Below are 17,033 nucleotides of genomic sequence, written 5' to 3' on the forward strand. Positions count from 1 at the left end.
TAAAGTCATCTTTCATGACAGCAGGAATTGCCCCTATTTATGACTGCCCCGGCAACCAGGGGGCCGTTCTATTATTTAAACGCCCTCGCGGCGTTCACTGCTTTTTTCCAGCCGGTATAGAGCTTTTCTTTACGCTCTTCCTCCATGGCGGGCTGGAATGCCCGCTCCTTGTGCCATTGCTCCATAATTTCCTCGCGGCTGGTCCAGAAGCCTACCGCTAGTCCCGCTAAATAGGCAGCGCCAAGTGCCGTCGTCTCTGCATTGACCGGACGCTCGACCGGAACGCCGAGAATATCGCTCTGGAACTGCATGAGGAAGTCATTTTTCACGGCTCCGCCATCGACGCGCAGCGTTTTCAACGTTAGCCCAGAATCAGCCTCCATAGCCGCAAGCACATCGCGCGCCTGGTAAGCGAGCGCCTCAAGCGTTGCTCTAATAAAATGCTCCTTGGTCGTGCCGCGTGTCAGCCCGAATACCGCCCCGCGCACGTCGCTATCCCAATAAGGCGTGCCTAGTCCAACAAACGCCGGAACGACATAAACGCCTTCCGTTGAATCGACGCGCGCGGCGTACTGCTCGCTGTCCGTCGCATTTTGCAGCATGCGCAGGCCATCCCGCAGCCATTGAATAGCAGAGCCCGCTACAAAAATACTGCCCTCCAGTGCATATTCAACCTTTCCGTCTATCCCCCACGCGATTGTGGTCAGCAAGCCATGCTCGGACACCACTGCTTTTTCACCCGTGTTCATCAGCATGAAGCAGCCTGTGCCGTAAGTGTTTTTTGCCATGCCTTCCTGGTAGCAGGCTTGACCGAACAAGGCCGCTTGCTGGTCGCCTGCGATGCCGGAGATTGGAATTTTGCAGCCGAAAAAATGATATTCATCGGTATAGCCGTAGACCTCAGAGGAAGGACGTACTTCTGGAAGCATATTAGCTGGTACCGTTAGCAGCTCCAGCAGCTCTTCATCCCATTTTAACTCGTTAATGTTATACATCAGTGTGCGCGAAGCATTGGAATAATCCGTCACATGGACTTTGCGCCCGGACAGGCGCCAGATCAGCCACGTATCGACCGTTCCGAACATCAGCTCGCCGCGCTCAGCCTTCTCACGCGCGCCCTCCACATGGTCAAGAATCCATTTTACCTTCGTGCCTGAGAAATAAGCATCAATAAGCAAGCCCGTCTTGCTGCGGAACAACGGCTCGTGGCCATCAGCCTTAAGCTGCTCGCAAATCTCTGCCGTTTGGCGCGATTGCCAGACGACGGCATTGTAAATCGGAATTCCCGTCTCGCGATCCCATACAATCGCCGTTTCACGCTGGTTCGTAATGCCGATTCCAGCAATCTGCTGCGTTTTAATGCCTGATTCAGACAAACAGGCGGCAATGACAGCCAGTATAGAGCCCCAAATTTCATTGGCGTTATGCTCGACCCAACCTGATTTTGGAAAATATTGCTTAAACTCCTGCTGGGCCGTATGAACCTTTTCCCCTTTTTTATTAAATAAAATAGCTCGCGAGCTTGTCGTGCCTTGATCGAGCGCCAATATATATTTTTCCATCAATTCAATAACCTCCTGATTTACACGTTCCACAGCGCCGCATTGCTGGATGAAACCGCAATAGCACCAGAACCGAACAAAGCGGGCAAATCCTCACGCGTATGCACAAAGCCGCCCAAAATAATTTCCGTATTCGTCTCCTGCCTGATTTTGCCGACCATAGAGTGGGCGAAGCTTGGCAGCAACTCGATGTAATCGGGCTTCACATGCGCAGCCGTATTAATAATCGTCTTGACCGAATGCGAGTCAATGAGAAATCCGCGTTGAATAGCGGCCAGCCGATGTTTCTTAGCAAGCAGAAGGCTGGACGTTCTCGTGCTGATGACGCCATCAATCTTGATCGCCTTGGCTAAATAATGAATAGATGCCTCATCGTCCTTAATGCCTTTGACCATATCCAGATGCAAGAACAGCTTTTTCCCCGCGCTTCGCACCGCATCCGCAATGCCTTGCAATTGGATTAGCTCACCCTCTAGCAAAAATAAGATGGGCTGCGGCGAGGCAAGCGCCTGCTCTAGTTCCTTGAAATTCCGAATGGCCGGAATGACCGTATTCGGCTGCATGCCTGTTCCCTCCCTACTCGCAATCATTCACGGCTGCCCGGATTACTGTGAAGGCTGTCAAGCTGTAAACGATTTCAACGGCTATAAATTAAAAAAAGCCGACAGAAAGAATGTATACACCCCATATTTGGAATTTATATACTCAATCCAGCGGCTGTTCTCATTAGTCTCACAGCGAGTTTTATTTACTTGTCAGTGACGATTATAATATACTCCGATCAAGCTGTAAACCCACTCATTTCTTATGAAAGTGCCAGAAGGCCAAGCGCTTCCAGTTCCTCAAGTGCTTCCTCAGCGTCTCGCTCCGGATTCAGGCTGGCGATGAGTTCTTTTGTTATTTCGGCACCTTCAAAAACCGCGCGCACGGCTGCCAAATCCAGCTCCTCCTCAAAGTAGCCTTGCGCCCACTCCTGATAGCTTTCCGGGGAATCGCACAAATAGCCTAGGAGAAAATCCGCTCCATCTTCCCAACCACCCGGCTGCTCATATTCGCTGATGTGCCACGCGGAATTTCCATTTTCCCACCATATGCAGAAGGTAACATCCTCATAGGTGAAAGCCACATCCTGTATACGATGCAGCAGCGCTTCCGGCACCTCATCATAAATACCCGGCCAAGTGCCGTATTCCTCCTGCGCATGCGGACTGTAGGGTGATTCATGGTCGAAGCCTTTGATAATGGCTCCTTCCGGTGCAAAAACGACAAATACAACATCGCCCGCTCCATTGTTCAAGCTGCCCATCGTTTCATCATCCGACCATGAGGAATCATAACGGTGAACGCGAAGCCATTCTTCCTCGCACATCATCAAATCCAGCGCAGCGAGTATGCGCATCTGCTTCTCCAGCCGCTCCGGTGCCGGCAACTTCGGCATATCCCATATCTTCATTCGTATCTGCCTCTTTCCCCATTAGCCAATTTTTGCGCTGCTTTCCTTTAAAAGAGTCTTCATATATTTCCCATTATACAACAAAAGGATTGGAAGTTCCGCCTGATTTCATACGCGAATGCCTGCAGCGCTTTTTCAAGCGGGCTGGAAAAAGATTTATTTCAGCCAAACTATTTTACGCTACACTACGAATATATAAATAAGCGGCATAAATTGTCGAGCAGCATAACGTTTTAGGAAAAGAGAGGGCGCATGGAGACGGAAGCAGCATGGATTAAGCAAATCCAAAAACAATCAAGCGAGGCAGCAGCGAACGCGCTGGTCCGCCATTATTACAAAGAAATGTACAGCTATGTGTTTAGACAGACGACGAATAAACAGCTGTCCATGGATCTCACACAGGACATCTTCATCCATATGCTGCAGGCGATTGGGCGTTATGACGGAGGCAAGGGTTCGTTCCGGGCATGGCTGTACAAGCTTGCGACGAACCGGATCGTTGACTATTACCGCTCGCGGTACTATCGCTACGATCAACGAACGACAGCGATGGATGAAGAAATTGCCGAGGAGGAGGATTTCACGCTGGAAATTGAGCAAAAAGAACAGGTCGAAGCTGTTTTGCAGCTTGTAAACGAGATGGATGCTGCCGCTCAGCATATTTTCCGGCTCAAATTTTTCGCCGAATATACGTTTGCCGACATTGCGCCGCTGCTGCATATGCCGGAATCGACCGTCAAAACGAAATATTATACGATGCTCAGAAAGCTGAAAAACAGATTGGGAGACGATTACGATGAAAACCGATAAAACGGAGACGATTGAGCTGCCAAGCGAGCTGGAAATCGAGCAGCAAATCAATCTAATTGTGGCACGGGGGCTTGTGCCGAAGCAAACCTTTTCAGCCTACTTGCGCTTAATGTATACCCGTCTTGGCTTTCGTTATATGTTTCATGACTGGACGGAAATTGCCTTTGCGCTTGCTTCCGGCTCTCTGCTTATGCTATTCGCCCTATTTTTAGAATCAAGCCATTCGCAGGTCATAGAGGAGGATATTTATGCCGCTATCTTTATCGGGTCGCCCGTCCTCTACCTCCTTGTATCCACCCTCTTCTTCGTTCGCCGCAAGCATAGCGATACGTATGAAACGGAAATGGTGTGCAAATACAATGTGTATCAGCTTGCTTCGCTGCGGATGCTGGCTTTTAGCCTCATCTGTTTGGCGCTGAATGTAGCACTCGTGCTTGCTGCTTCCGCTATGTTTCAGCACATTCACCTGCTGTTTGCGCTGGCGCTGTCAGCTTCGTCACTGTTTCTGTTTTCCGTTGTTTTTCTGTATATCATACTACGCATTCGCTCGGACATAACGAAATACGCCCTGATCTCGCTCTGGTTTGCCGGCAATATCGGTTTGAAGGCTTTGTTTAGCACAGAGTATATACAGCTGCTTCAAACGATTCCTGTCTCCGTTTATTTGCTTTTAACAGCTGTCTGCGGGGCGTTATATATCAAAAACCTAAACCAATTGCGAAAACTACAAAATCCGGAAGGAGCGATTTAAGATGCTGACTGTACAGCAGGTTTCCAAACGCTTCGGCAGCTTTAGCGCGCTGGAGGACATTAATCTTGAATTTACAAATGGCGTATATGGGCTGCTTGCCCCAAATGGCGCTGGCAAAACAACGCTTATTAAAATGCTCGTCACGCTGCTGTTTCCAAGCGAAGGCGAAATTTTATACAACGGTGAAAATATTATAAAAGCAGATGAGCGCTATCGCGAGCAGCTCGGCTATCTTCCGCAGCAATTTGGTTATTATAAGCATTACAGCCCGCGCAAATATTTGCTGTACATCGCCGCCCTGAAAGGCATGCGCGCAGCCGACGCCAAGCCGCGAATTGCCGAGCTGCTGAAGCTCGTTGCGCTGGAGGATGTCATGGATAAAAAGATGCGCAAGTTTTCCGGCGGCATGATCCAGCGCGTCGGCATTGCGCAGGCGATGCTGAATGATCCGCGCATTCTCATCCTTGACGAGCCAACCGCAGGGCTTGATCCGAAGGAACGCGTTCGCTTTCGCAATATGCTGGCGCAGCTTGCCCGCAATCGCATCGTCATTTTATCAACCCATATCGTCTCTGATGTGGAATCGATTGCCGATGAAATTATTATGATCAAGGACAAGCGGGTGCTGCACAAACGCCCCATCGCGGACATTTGCCGCCTGCTTGAGGGAATGGTATACGAAACGACCGTCGATTATGAGGAAGCTGATCACTTTCGGGGCAAGCATTTGTCCATCTCGGAGCGGCAGGAGCAAGGAAGGCTAAAATTCCGTTTTATTGGCCGAGGCGAGCCGCAGCCGGATTGGACGATAGCTATTCCTAATTTGGAGGATGTGTTCATTTATATTTACCAGGATGAGGCGCAGGCGGATGAAACGCCATGAGGGGGATTATCTGGCGCTATGAGCTGAGAAAAGCGCTGCTGTCTCCGGTTATTTTAGCACTGCTCGCCCTCTTCCTCGCGTTCAATCTGCTGTACATTATGCAGCAGTCGTATAAGCGCCAGGATATGGCGGTACTGAACACAATGGCTGGACAATTCGGTCTGCGAATTAACGATCAGATGCTGGCTGAGATTGAGCAATATAATCAGCAGCAGTTGGCGGAAATGAACGCGCTGACGAAAGAACGTGCAGGGAAAGTATATGCGCAGGCGGATGATTTTTTCACTTATGATAATTTGGGTGAAGTTGTTTATCAGCAACCGGGCCTATTTCTGGAATCTGAAATCGCCAGCTTTCATCGGCTGAGCATTTTGCAGCATTATGCTGCGAGAATGCAGAGTATCGATGAAGTTTATGCCAAGCTGGATACGAGCCAAATGGCTGAAGGACAAATCCAATTGTACGGCCTTAGCGGGCAAGCTGCAACGGCCTTGAAAGAGCGTTATGCCGGGCTGGACACACGGCTTCAGCAGCTTGAGGCAAGCGGAGAATATAAGCATTTATTTTTCGATGGCAAGCTGTATGGAACGCACTCGATGCTGTTTAAAAGCCTGCTCAGGATGCTGCTGTTCGAGCTAATGATTTTAGCTGTGCTCCTTTCTGTCTTTTTAAGCAAAAATGAATTTGAACAGCATACGCATTTATTGTTTTATTCAGCCAAGCATGGGCGAAAGCTGCAAACGGACAAGCTGCTTGCCGCGCTTGCTGCTACCGCTGCACTGACAACTATACTGGCTGGCATTACCCTTTCCGCCTACTTTCTCACATTTAGCTACAAGGGACTGTGGCAGGTGCCGATCAGCAGCTTTTTCACCTGGGAGCCAGGCATGGCCTTTCCATTCCTCACTTGGCACGTTCTATCGTTCGGCAAGTATTTGGGCTGTGCTGTAGTACTTATGTACGGGCTTCAGCTGATTTTCGCTGCCTTGGCCTTTGTACTCGGCTTTTTTATCCGCAGCAGCTACCTTGTATATGGCAGTTTTGCCGTGCTGTTTGGCAGCCTGCTGCTGCTAGGAAGAGTCATACCGTTGAGCTCGGAGCTGCTATTTTATTCCGGTTTTACTCCCTTTCAACTCATACTTAATCCGCATATATGGTTCACTGCAGGCGGGGCGTTCAATATGATCCGGGATTGGGAATGGATAACCGCAGGCGGCTGGGCCATTGTGCTGGCTGCTCTCTGTTACGTGTGTCTAAAGCAATTTAAACGCCAAAATATTCATTAATCGGAGGTGCAGCTGTGGGGATCGTCCTTCACGAAATGAAAAAGCTTTTTAGCCTGAAAATGATCGTTTTAGTCGCTGTACTGAACGTCCTTTTTTATTTGATGTTCATCCAGTTTTATTTTGAATATTTTCCGAATGGCAGGCCCGATAAAGATGCGTATAAGGTTGTCATCGAGATGCAGCAGCAATATGGGCTGGAGCTTGATGAAGCGGAATTCGAACAGTTCAAGCTGAGCTATCACGAAAGGGTTCAGGAAGCTGAGCAGCTTATGCATGATGACCCGCAGTTTAAGAAGGCCGGCATTTCTACTTATGAGGCTTTTCGTGCAATGGATGTGTTCAGCGACAATAAGGAATGGAATGAATTAGACCGCTACGCGATGTTCAACCCCGGCATTGATTTGTTCTGGGAGCTGCAAGGCAGAGAGTATTTAATCGAGCAATATGAACGCAGGCTGGAGCGGCCTTATGCAAATCTTTCAAATGAGGATGCGGCGGCCCTGCAGCGAATGGATGAAATGGTGGCGTCTGGCACGCTGAATACGATTTTTCCATCGATGATTTATGATAATTTTAAAAATGTGATGTTTTATGTGTATGCCATAAGCATAATCAGCATTTTGCTAATCGTATCGCCGATTTTTTTGCGCGACAGGCGCAGCCGGGTCGTTCATCTCCAGCACGCCTCGCGTATCGGGCGCAGCCTGTTCCGCAGCAAGCTGATTGCTGCACTGCTGTCTGCTGTACTCATTATTTCTATACAGCTCGGCTGCATCTTTCTATTGTACAGTCAGCAGCCGGGCATTGAATTATTTTACGAAGCACCCATCAACTCTGCCTTTAATTTTCCCTACTTCTGGTATGATCTTACGTTTGCCCAGTTTATCATGCTGACGGTTGCCGTCCTTTATGTGCTTGGCTTGATTACCGCTCTGGCGGCAGCTTTCTTCTCCAGCATCTCTGCGAATTATATGGCGCTCGTTGCGCTGCAAATTCCTTATATTTATCTCATTACACAGCCGCTTTCCCGTGTGCTGATTGAGGAACTCATTATGTTGTACAAACCGAAGTACGCACAGCCTCTCGCATACGGGTTGTTTATCGCGATCGTCGCTAGTTTGCTTGCATACAGGTGGCATCGGGAACGAAAAGGAGATTTGCTTCTATAAAACTTGCTTTGCCATCAAGCATCAGCCTACCCACAGGCCTCGCTTGATGGCTTCGGCTGTTTAAGCAGCCGGTCCTAGACTGCCGATGTTTGCTCAATAAATAGATGTACATGATAAAGCTTATTTTCCACTGTTCTTTAGGTTGCCAAAGGAGATTTTCCGAGGCAAATCTTTACCTTCTAGCCGTTCATACGCATCAAGTATATCTGGGACATTTTCTATTGTGAGAATTAGACCTTTTAATGTATTACTAATTATCTCTAGTTCATCTTCATTATAAATAGACAAACCACTTTTTGAAAATTGAATTGGCTCGCCCAAATGTCTTGTTAGCCCCGTTATGATCTGTTTTTGTTCTTTCTCCGCTAACTTTCCAAATTGAGATATGATGATTTCAATAGATTCACTCACAAAATATCTCCTCCCTTCACATATCGTAACACGATTTCAACAATTGGGCACATGACCCAGTATCATTAGGCTAATGTGTATCATACATTGCCATATAAGTTTTCAAAATGTTTTGAACAAAGAAACGTAAAAGGAGTTATTCATCATGTGGTCTTATTCTCCTGATTGTTATTATCGCGCATTTGGACCGTTTGGAATTCCAGGCCCTTCAATGCCACCACCAATTGCTCCCCCTTTTTTCCCTCAACCTGGGATGCAGCCATTCCCAAGCACGCAGCCTCCCGTTCAAACACCTACTCAAGGAGGCCCTCCTGCTTTCGCTCCTCCTTCTACCATTCCACCCAGACCACCACAATTGCCACAAGGAGTGTCTGCTTTAATTGATCCAGGTGCAATCGTAAGTTGTCGAAATAAATTTACCTATATATGGCAAAGTAACGGCGCTTCCTACTGGATGTTTATTACTTTTGTTGGCCCAAATTCAATAGCTGGTTGGCGCTGGGTCGGGCCAGGAATTGGTTGGGTAAATTTTGGGCTTGATCTTAGATTTGTGGACTCGAGTGTCTGCGTCCCTTAATTTCATGATTTTTCACTAAGACGATTGTGGACTAAGATTCAAGGGGATGCAGCCAACTATTTGACTGATTTGATTTATTTTATTCGCAAGGCACTTGGCATTAGAGAAGCTTAAACGGCCTACACCCTCAGAAGATAAAAAAAAGACGTACCCTCCAATTCATGAAAGCTGAATGGGGAACGTCTTTTTTTGCCTTTCTATTTATTTTTAGTCCAATCGGCCAGCGCCGCGTTTCCCTCTCCACAACGTTATTTTTCGCTCGGCGGCTGCATGATTCGACAGTTATCCACAAATTTCATCAACAATTTACAAAATAATACTTTCCTATTTTTTTCATCTATTGTAAAATGATAGACGAATTGATAGTTTGCTAGATGTATCCAAAAATTCAAAATCAAAGTACATGTGGGGATGAGGGTCAGCTAGCCGTTTTAAAAAAATCCAATCTCAGAAAATGGAGGAACACAAATGTTAAAGAAAACCAGCCTCACCTTGACTTCATTCTTGCTCTCGGGCTCCCTGCTTGCAAGCAGCCTTACCGTTGCGTCAGCAGCTCCGGCGGTGCCAACGATTACGCCAGCAGTCGCTTATCAGGCTTCAGCCGCCGCGGTCAGCAGCATTACGCTTGCAGACATGCCTGCGAACCTGAAAAACTCCATTGAGTGGGTATGGACTAATCGCATGGTAACGGAAGGCTCGACGATTCGCAAAAACTTGATTTTTGATCAAATCGTTGCTGGAAAAGGCACTTTAAATTACGTCGTGCGCTGGCAATCGGGCAAAAACTTGACGCTTCAGCAGCGCAAGGATCTTGCCGCCATGCTGCAGCGCCAAATGAATAACTGGACGAAGCATTTGAAAGATTATGACGGCTGGCCTTACGGAGACATTCAAGTGAAAATCGTGGGCTGGGCCGTAGCCAACTCCGCGCAAATTTTAGACAAGCAAGCAGATGAAATCATCTATACAGACTATATAACTGACCAACTGAGCACCTCTAATCCCGCTATCCCATCGAAGCTGCCTGTAGCGCCGAGCGCTTTGTCGCGCTTTGACCATTTTACGAACCCCAACTATGTTTATCCGGGCGGACTCGACAAGCGCTTTGACATGTATTTGTGGGCAACATCAGGCTTTGGCGGCGGAGCAGGCGGCGATTGGGGCCAGCGCATGTCCGACGATTACATTTTGAGCACCGTCAATTCCAATGAAATTCAAATTACAGAGCATGAAATTGGCCATGGCTTTGGTTTGCCAGACTTTTATGAGGCGAACGAGCGTCCTCCGGGCGGCTTCCCAGTGCCTACCATTATGTGGGCAGGAAATTCCCCAACGATTACGAACTGGGACATCTGGATGCTGCGTTATACATGGAGCCAAGTGAAGAAGGATGCTACTCGATTCCCGGGCATAACTGATAATGGGAATACGAATTTGAGCAACATTGCGCTTAACGCTTCCGTTACGTCCTCTTATGTATCCCCTTGGGAAAGCATTAGCGCACTCAATGACGGCTTTGATCCGATTCATTCCAACGACCGCAATCATGCGGTTTATGGAAACTGGCCGGAAACCGGTACGCAATGGGTTCAATATACGTTTGATAAGAGCTACACCGTTACACAAACGGATGTGTACTGGTTCAAGGACAATGGCGGTATCGATGTGCCGAGCTCGTATAAAATCAAATATTGGAACGGCAGCGCTTGGGTAGATGTCCAAAACGCCGTCGGTCTCGGAACGAGCATTAACCAATACAACACAACAACATTCAATCCTGTCGCAACGACATCGCTGAGAATCGAAATGGTGTCGAAAAACCCGGCATCCACTGGCATTTTGGAGTGGAAGGTTAAAGCATCCAGCTAGCATTGGAGCCTGGAAGTTTAGCGAACAATAAGCTAGGCTGCGCGTAAAGCAAAGCAGCAAAAGCATAAAAGGAACGTCAAAGGAGACTATCCCCTTTCGGCGTTCTTTTTTTACCAATTACAATTAGTAGAAGCATAGACAGTCGCCGAGCAAGTCTATCCCCTATTCATCATCCATGCTTATGGCATGACGGCCCGCCAGCTCGAATATAATGATAAGCATCCTAATGTGGAGGCCTATTCCTATGAACGAGCTTCTAGCAACTGCTCAGCACCTGTCGTATCGCAATAGCAGCATAGCTTATCAATTCATGCCTAACCCCGGAAAACAAACGCTATTGTTTCTCCACCCGGCGTTCGCAGATCATCGGGTATTTCGCAAGCAGACGAGCTATTTCAAGAGCGGCTATCAGGTGATAGCCCTTGATATGCCAGGGCATGGCCGCAGCCAAGTTCAAGGCACCAAAGTGACGTTAAAAGATATGCCGCACATTGTGGCCGCGGTTTTAGATAAGCACAACATTGCCGCCTGCCATGTGGTCGGCGTTTCCCTTGGCTCGCTCGCAGCTCAAGCTTTCGCTGAACGTTTTAACGAGCGGGTGCTATCCGTTACGATTGTCGGAGGTTATTCCATTCATCGCGAAAATGCGGAAATTTGGAAGGAACAGAAGCGCGAGGGACTGCGGTGGCTGTTTTATTTTTTATTTTCCATGGGGCGGTTTCGCCGTTATGTGACTACCATTTCCTGCGCCAGCAGCTATGGCCGGGATGTATTTGCCCGAGGCGCGAAGCTGTTTAATCGGCGCTCTTTTGCAGCCATGTCGGGGCTTGGCGATTTTTTCACAAAAAAAGATACGCCCGTCCCCTACCAAATGCTGCTCGTATACGGAGATCAAGATTTGAAGGTGCTTGTGGATCACGCGCACAGCTGGCACAAGGCAGAAACGCTGTCGCAGCTTGTGCTGCTGCCCGGTGCCGGCCACTGCGCCCAGCTCGACGCGCCGGAGTCGTTTAATTGCATATTGGAGCGTTTCATCATGTCTGTATCCTGACGGGCATGTTATTCCTTCTGCCAAAGAAACGGGTGCTGGAGCCAGCGCCTGTTTTGGCTTGCTTTCGACGTATCGCTTGGCTGAAGCTTTCCCTATTCATTTTTCTGTTTCGGCGAAGCGCCCGAAGCGTAATAATAGGTGATAGAAGAACAAGAAGGAGAGGATGAATCTTGAAATGGACACGAGTATCAGCTGTACTTATATTGAGCCTATGGTTAGGGGTTTTGGCCGCTTGTGGACAAAATGAAGATCCGGCGGCAGCTAAGCGCTCCGCTGAGGCATCGCCAGCATCAACATCGGATACAGCTGTGCCAGTTGCATCCGATGCAACGGAACCATCGACCGAATCGACTGAACCCTATGAGGTTGTCGCAGAAAAACTGCGAGCTCCTTGGGTCATTGCGTTTGCCGGTGACATTATATACGTTAGTGAGCGGGAAGGCCATATTGTCCGAATCGAGGGCGATCAATCGACGAGGCAAAACGTTAACCTGTCTAAATCGGTTCATGGCGGCGGCGAGGGCGGATTTCTGGGCTTTTTGCTGGCGCCGGATTTTGAACAGTCGCAGCAGGCGTATGCTTACCACACGTATGAGGAAAATGGCGAAATGCTCAACCGCGTCGTGCAGCTGAAGTATACCGGCGAGAGCTGGGATGAGATACGTGTTATGCTGGAGGGAATACCCGGTGCTTATAATCATGATGGCGGCAGAATGGCCTATGGACCGGACAAGCTGCTGTATATGACAACAGGAGATGCCCAGCAGCCTGAGCTATCACAGGATAAAGACAGTCTGGCAGGCAAAATATTGCGCATGACGCTCGATGGCGAGGTACCAGCAGACAATCCATTCCCGGATTCGTACGTTTATTCCTATGGGCACCGCAATCCACAGGGACTGGCCTGGACAGATACAGGTGTCATGCTTGTGACGGAGCATGGTCCATCGGGCTCGCCTGGCGGTCATGATGAGATTAACGTTATCGAGCCTGGCGGCAACTATGGCTGGCCCACCGTATATGGCGATCAAACTGGCAGTGGGATGAACTCGCCCGTCTATCATACTGGCGAGCCGGCTATCGCGCCTTCCGGTGCAGCCATTGACGATCAGAACCGGATGCTGATCGCTACGCTAGTGGGCAGTGCCTTGTATCGCTATGACCCTGCAACAAAGGAAATGTCGGTCGTGTTTGATGGAGAAGGGCGGCTGCGCGATGTGAAAATAAAGGATGGCCGTGTATATGTCATCACTAATAACACCGATGGCAGAGGAAACCCGGCAGAGACGGATGATCGGCTGCTGATCGTGAACGAGTTGAAGTAAAACATGCCGCCGCTTGAACGAAGCAGTGCCCCCATTTCTAACGGAAACGGGGGCACTGTGCTAAACCTTCCCCTGCACTCTGCTGAGCAAAAATTTCATTGTATTGGGGGCGGCAGGTGTCTCTAATGATTTTTTCGCTTGTACCAAATAGATGATTTCCAGACGATTGTCAAAAGCTTGCACAACAGGAGCTGGAGCCTCCGCCTCAACTTCAAGCGTCAGCCCTGGCAGCGTCCAGCGATTGGCCGCAATGCCGCGCGCGTCCACCCCTTGCCCCGTAATTTCAAAATAAAATTCAATATCAACGGCGGCACCGCACTGAACCTCTACCTCAAGCTCGCGTTCATTCACTGCCGCTTCATAATAGACACCTCGCAGATGGGTGTTCCAATGCTTGCCGACTTCGCGCCGAATGAGACGGAGATCGTATTTATGTCCATCCGCCGTTTTCCAATGAATCGTGGCGGGGTGAAGCTGGCCGTTCGTGTTTTTGCTGCCTGACATGGCACCCATCATCAGCTCTTTCTCGATCCAAGCCCGCGCTGTACATAAATTTGTATTTGCATCCGGCTGGTCCCGCTCACACAGCTCCCGGAAAGGCTGCTCCACAAGCCGGTCGCCCTGATGCTCGGCAAGCTGCGGAAGCAACTCCTCCGGTACATCTACACCGACAAGCGCGATCATAATATCATGCTCCGTCTCACAGTTTATTGCGGTAAAATGCTCATAGCCATTGCCGAGCGCCAAATACAGCATGACACCCAGCGAGCTGTGGGCGGTCATTTCCATTTCATAGGCACGGGCAAACGGCCCGGAAAGATTTTCGATATACGGATTATAAAAATCGGCGATGTTGGCCCAAAGCCCCTTCTCCATCGCATGCCCAAGCTGCTTAAAGGCAGCCGTCTTTCCGTATTGCCGCCATAAACCAAGCACCGTCAAATCGACACCATAATAGGTTGTCGTATTAAATTCGGATAAGGAGCCAAACTCCGCATAACGGGCGTGAAGCTTCTCCGCCTCGCGGTCGGCATGCTCCAGCCAATCGCTGCGCTGCAGACGTGTGCCATAATAATGGACAATAAACGTATGCATCAGCTCAATATTGGAATTCATCGGAACGACATCCGACAAGCGGCGTTCTATGGAGCCGGTAACCGCCTTGATCATCGATTGCTCCATACGTCCGAGCAGCTGCTGCGGCAGCTTGCCTGCAAAATGCTCCAAAATGACAGCAAAAATGCAGCTAATGAACTCGCGCCAATTCGGATCGTAGCTTTTCCAAACTGGAGGCAGCACTTCATCTACCGCCGTCACAAGCCGGTCAGCCCATTCCTTTTTCGCTTGCTCGCCTTCTATTCCGCTGACCAAACGCTCGGTTATTTTTTCAACGGTTTGCGCTAGAAAATAAGCATGGCCATGCCCTAAGCTTTTCCAAGGGTAGTTGCCCGCTGGCGGGTCGACTGACTCAAGTGCGCTCTTAAAGGTGCCATGGTAAATCTCATCTGGCGCATCGAATTGCAAATCAATAATTTTATGGAGCACCTCGCAAGCCCGCTCTATGTCGCCCGGCTCGCTGCGCAGCAGCAGTCCGAGTGCGTAATGTCCACTGCCCCTCGTGCCGTGCTTGCCATGCTCCTCGCTTTCGCCAATCAGCTTCGCCTTCTCATCATACTTTGCATCCATATAAGCCAGCGCTTGATCGACTAAATAACGGCGCTCCTCCGACAACTGGCTCCATTCTTTCCATGCCATGCCCTTTCTCCCCCTAGAAGTTCCGCCATTATCCGCCCGGTTTTCATCCCTAAATTAATGCCCTTGCAAAGAACGGCTTCTTTTATTAACGCCATGTAACAGCAACAAGCCCATTATAGCACTGACCGTGCATGCCAGATACATCAATTGTGCGCCACCCGCATTGTACAAAAATCCATTAAGCAGGTTGCCAATAATGCCGCCCAGCCCAACAAAAACCATATTAAATACACTTTGCCCGGTCGCCTGCATGTCCTTGCCCGATACGTTTGCTACATACTCGACCGCTGCGACATAAAAGAGTCCGAACGACAAGCCATGCAGCGCTTGGATACCTATCATGACAGGCGGGTACGGAAACAGCCATTGCACAGCCCAGCGCAGCGCATAGGCGAAAGCGGCAATGACGAGCGTCCGTTCCCTGCCAAGCTTGGCAATAATTTTAGCGGCCAGCAGCATGGAGGGCACATTAGTCATCGAAGCGAGCAGCAGCGCAAAGCCGACCATGGAGAAGCTTCCCCCTGCCTCCTGAAAGGACAGCACAAAAAAGGAATTGTAGGCGGTCAGCGTCTGATTGACAAAAAAGCAGGCTACAAGAAACCATAGAAAATTGCGGTTGCCGAGCATTTTTTTGAACCCTTCGGTTAAGCTCACCGTCGTTCGGTAGCTATCCGACTTATTCGACAGCGTCAGCACCATTGCCACTCCAGCCGCACTGAATATAAAAAACGGCAGCCACAGCTGGGTAATGTGAAAATAAGATAAGTACAAGCCGCCGGCATAACCGCCAAGCGCCGTGCCTAAACTCCCCAGGCTGCGAATCGTCCCATAGGAGGTGCGCCCTTCGCGGGCAGCGGTAACGGCATAGGAATCGGCGATTGGGCTTTGCGTCACGCTGAAAATAATCGACGTTGTGTACACGATGACAAGCAGCGCGAATATGTGGACATTGTAAAAGTAAGCAAGCACCGCAGGCATGCCGATGCTGCATACAAGCACTAGCTTCGTCTGGCGGTAACGGTCCACCATGTAGCCCCAGAATGGTTGAACGATGATAGACAGCAGCGTGCCCAGCGACATCATCATGCCTACCTGACCCGCCGACATGCCTTGATGAACGAGCAGCGTCGTTAAATAAGGGTTGAACAAACCGCCAGCAAGCCCTGTAAACAAGTACAAGGCTCGCAGCTTTAGCAGCATTTTTTTCGCGTCATTCATGATGAGGTTGATTATCCTTTCACTGCTCCAAGCATTACGCCACTGACAAAATAACGCTGAAGCCATGGGTATACGAGCAAAATCGGAACAGTAGCAAAAATAACACTCGCTGATTTCAAGCTTTCCGGCGTAATCTTCGGCCCGCCGCTGTTGCCTTCAAGGCTGGACAGCTCGGACACCATATTGTTCTGAATCATTTGATACAGCTTGAGCTGAATCGGATACAGCTCCGGCTTGGAAATGTACATGAGCGTATCCTGAAAGCCATTCCAGCGCCCAACGGCGTAAAAGAGGCACAGCGTCGCCATAACGGGCAGGGAAAGCGGCAATATGATGCGCATCAGCGTTCCAAAATGCGAGCTGCCGTCGATTTCAGCCGCTTCCTCCAAGCTTTGCGGAATGCCATTAAAGAAAGAAATCAGAATAATCAGATAAAATGGGCTAATCAGACCCGGCAGCACGAGCGCCCATACCGTATTGAGCAAATTCAGGTCACGCACGAGGATATATTCCGGAATGATGCCGCCTGTGAAAAACATCGTGATGACGATTAAAATCATGAACAGCTTGCGTCCTTTAAGCTGCGATTTCGTTAACGGATAGGCGGCAACAATCGTCATTGCCATACATAGCGCAGCGCACAGCGCCGTAAGAAATACAGTAAACCCTAAGGACCGAATCATCGTCATATCCGAAAAAACCTTGCCATACGCATCCCAGTTGAACCCGACGGGGAAAAGGGTTACCTTGCCCGACGTAATCGCTAAGTTGGAGCTGAGCGATACCGCAATAATATGCAGAAACGGCAATATACAAACTACAACTGCCAAGGCAAGCAAAACAATATTTACCGTATCGAATACGCGGTTTGCCGTACGTTCATTCATGGAGCCTCCGCACCTTTCTGCAAGAG

At 49.3% G+C, this 17,033-nt stretch carries 16 protein-coding genes; 8 read left to right on the plus strand and 8 right to left on the minus strand.

The annotated features are described in order from the left end of the window. Window positions 1-71: 71 nt before the first annotated feature. The 3 genes from glpK to ASF12_RS04120 form a co-directional block, all read right to left on the minus strand. Window positions 72-1,562: a glycerol kinase GlpK gene (glpK, locus tag ASF12_RS04110; protein ID WP_056029891.1), complete on the minus strand. Its 1,491-nt coding sequence runs from the start codon at window positions 1,560-1,562 to the stop codon at window positions 72-74. 20 nt (window positions 1,563-1,582) lie between these two features. After that, window positions 1,583-2,125 carry a glycerol-3-phosphate responsive antiterminator gene (locus ASF12_RS04115; RefSeq protein ID WP_056029893.1) on the minus strand — a complete coding sequence of 181 codons (543 nt, stop codon included), beginning with the start codon at window positions 2,123-2,125 and terminating at the stop codon, window positions 1,583-1,585. 242 nt (window positions 2,126-2,367) lie between these two features. After that, entirely contained in the window at window positions 2,368-3,015 is a 648-nt protein-coding gene (locus ASF12_RS04120) for a hypothetical protein (protein WP_056029896.1), read from the minus strand. Window positions 3,016-3,267: 252 nt separating this feature from the next. On the opposite strand from ASF12_RS04120, the gene ASF12_RS04125 reads away from it, so the two are divergent. Genes ASF12_RS04125 through ASF12_RS04145 form a run of 5 tightly spaced genes read left to right on the plus strand, consistent with a single transcriptional unit; the run spans window position 3,268 to window position 7,914 of the window. Next, window positions 3,268-3,825: an RNA polymerase sigma factor gene (locus tag ASF12_RS04125; protein ID WP_056029898.1), complete on the plus strand. Its 558-nt coding sequence runs from the start codon at window positions 3,268-3,270 to the stop codon at window positions 3,823-3,825. Then, window positions 3,812-4,576 carry a hypothetical protein gene (locus ASF12_RS04130; RefSeq protein ID WP_056029900.1) on the plus strand — a complete coding sequence of 255 codons (765 nt, stop codon included), beginning with the start codon at window positions 3,812-3,814 and terminating at the stop codon, window positions 4,574-4,576. The genes ASF12_RS04125 and ASF12_RS04130 overlap by 14 nt, the downstream gene beginning before the upstream one ends. Before the next feature lies 1 nt (window position 4,577). Continuing rightward, a complete protein-coding gene (locus tag ASF12_RS04135) occupies window positions 4,578-5,459 on the plus strand; it encodes an ABC transporter ATP-binding protein (protein ID WP_056029902.1) in 882 nt (293 codons plus the stop codon). Continuing rightward, a complete protein-coding gene (locus ASF12_RS04140; protein WP_056029904.1) occupies window positions 5,456-6,745 on the plus strand; it encodes a hypothetical protein in 1,290 nt (429 codons plus the stop codon). Before ASF12_RS04135 ends, ASF12_RS04140 begins: the two co-directional genes overlap by 4 nt. Window positions 6,746-6,780: 35 nt before the next feature. Continuing rightward, the gene (locus tag ASF12_RS04145) at window positions 6,781-7,914 is read left to right on the plus strand and encodes a hypothetical protein (RefSeq protein ID WP_155972760.1); all 1,134 of its coding nucleotides are present in this window, start codon (window positions 6,781-6,783) and stop codon (window positions 7,912-7,914) included. Between the two features lie 120 nt (window positions 7,915-8,034). Here the strand turns inward: ASF12_RS04145 and ASF12_RS04150 are convergent, their stop codons facing one another. Together ASF12_RS04150 and ASF12_RS36125 are read right to left on the minus strand one after the other, a co-directional pair. Continuing rightward, window positions 8,035-8,325, minus strand: a complete 291-nt coding sequence (locus tag ASF12_RS04150; RefSeq protein WP_056029910.1) for a hypothetical protein — start codon at window positions 8,323-8,325, stop codon at window positions 8,035-8,037. Window positions 8,326-8,468: 143 nt separating this feature from the next. Next, entirely contained in the window at window positions 8,469-8,594 is a 126-nt protein-coding gene (locus ASF12_RS36125) for a hypothetical protein (protein WP_268795400.1), read from the minus strand. 776 nt (window positions 8,595-9,370) lie between these two features. Between ASF12_RS36125 and ASF12_RS04155 the strand changes: the two genes are divergently transcribed. The 3 genes from ASF12_RS04155 (at window position 9,371) to ASF12_RS04165 (ending at window position 13,147) form a co-directional block, all read left to right on the plus strand. After that, window positions 9,371-10,771, plus strand: a complete 1,401-nt coding sequence (locus ASF12_RS04155; protein ID WP_056029912.1) for a discoidin domain-containing protein — start codon at window positions 9,371-9,373, stop codon at window positions 10,769-10,771. A gap of 244 nt (window positions 10,772-11,015) precedes the next feature. After that, complete coding sequence (locus ASF12_RS04160; RefSeq protein ID WP_056029915.1) at window positions 11,016-11,822, plus strand: alpha/beta fold hydrolase; 807 nt, start codon at window positions 11,016-11,018, stop codon at window positions 11,820-11,822. Window positions 11,823-11,992: 170 nt separating this feature from the next. Then, window positions 11,993-13,147 carry a PQQ-dependent sugar dehydrogenase gene (locus ASF12_RS04165; RefSeq protein ID WP_056029918.1) on the plus strand — a complete coding sequence of 385 codons (1,155 nt, stop codon included), beginning with the start codon at window positions 11,993-11,995 and terminating at the stop codon, window positions 13,145-13,147. Window positions 13,148-13,207: 60 nt separating this feature from the next. On the opposite strand, the gene ASF12_RS04170 is transcribed toward ASF12_RS04165, so the two are convergent. From ASF12_RS04170 to ASF12_RS04180, 3 genes are read right to left on the minus strand one after another with little or no spacing between them, the layout of a single operon-like run. Beyond that, entirely contained in the window at window positions 13,208-14,902 is a 1,695-nt protein-coding gene (locus ASF12_RS04170; protein WP_056029921.1) for a hypothetical protein, read from the minus strand. A gap of 54 nt (window positions 14,903-14,956) precedes the next feature. Continuing rightward, a complete protein-coding gene (locus tag ASF12_RS04175) occupies window positions 14,957-16,120 on the minus strand; it encodes an MFS transporter (protein ID WP_056029924.1) in 1,164 nt (387 codons plus the stop codon). Between the two features lie 11 nt (window positions 16,121-16,131). Next, window positions 16,132-17,007 carry a carbohydrate ABC transporter permease gene (locus ASF12_RS04180; protein ID WP_056029927.1) on the minus strand — a complete coding sequence of 292 codons (876 nt, stop codon included), beginning with the start codon at window positions 17,005-17,007 and terminating at the stop codon, window positions 16,132-16,134. Between the last annotated feature and the right edge of the window lie 26 nt (window positions 17,008-17,033).

Source organism: Paenibacillus sp. Leaf72, from assembly GCF_001422685.1.
In the GTDB taxonomy this organism is placed as follows: domain Bacteria; phylum Bacillota; class Bacilli; order Paenibacillales; family Paenibacillaceae; genus Pristimantibacillus.

Excerpts from the sequence above, each read along its gene's own strand:
- ASF12_RS04170 (WP_056029921.1), bottom strand. The coding sequence starts at position 14,902 with ATGGCATGGAAAGAATGGAGCCAGTTGTCGGAGGAGCGCCGTTATTTA.
- ASF12_RS04140 (WP_056029904.1), top strand. The coding sequence starts at position 5,456 with ATGAGGGGGATTATCTGGCGCTATGAGCTGAGAAAAGCGCTGCTGTCT.
- ASF12_RS04125 (WP_056029898.1), top strand. The coding sequence starts at position 3,268 with ATGGAGACGGAAGCAGCATGGATTAAGCAAATCCAAAAACAATCAAGC.
- ASF12_RS04145 (WP_155972760.1), top strand. The coding sequence starts at position 6,781 with ATGAAAAAGCTTTTTAGCCTGAAAATGATCGTTTTAGTCGCTGTACTG.
- ASF12_RS04130 (WP_056029900.1), top strand. The coding sequence starts at position 3,812 with ATGAAAACCGATAAAACGGAGACGATTGAGCTGCCAAGCGAGCTGGAA.
- ASF12_RS04160 (WP_056029915.1), top strand. The coding sequence starts at position 11,016 with ATGAACGAGCTTCTAGCAACTGCTCAGCACCTGTCGTATCGCAATAGC.
- ASF12_RS04155 (WP_056029912.1), top strand. The coding sequence starts at position 9,371 with ATGTTAAAGAAAACCAGCCTCACCTTGACTTCATTCTTGCTCTCGGGC.
- ASF12_RS04135 (WP_056029902.1), top strand. The coding sequence starts at position 4,578 with ATGCTGACTGTACAGCAGGTTTCCAAACGCTTCGGCAGCTTTAGCGCG.
- ASF12_RS04115 (WP_056029893.1), bottom strand. The coding sequence starts at position 2,125 with ATGCAGCCGAATACGGTCATTCCGGCCATTCGGAATTTCAAGGAACTA.
- ASF12_RS04175 (WP_056029924.1), bottom strand. The coding sequence starts at position 16,120 with ATGAATGACGCGAAAAAAATGCTGCTAAAGCTGCGAGCCTTGTACTTG.
- ASF12_RS04120 (WP_056029896.1), bottom strand. The coding sequence starts at position 3,015 with ATGAAGATATGGGATATGCCGAAGTTGCCGGCACCGGAGCGGCTGGAG.
- ASF12_RS04180 (WP_056029927.1), bottom strand. The coding sequence starts at position 17,007 with ATGAATGAACGTACGGCAAACCGCGTATTCGATACGGTAAATATTGTT.
- glpK (WP_056029891.1), bottom strand. The coding sequence starts at position 1,562 with ATGGAAAAATATATATTGGCGCTCGATCAAGGCACGACAAGCTCGCGA.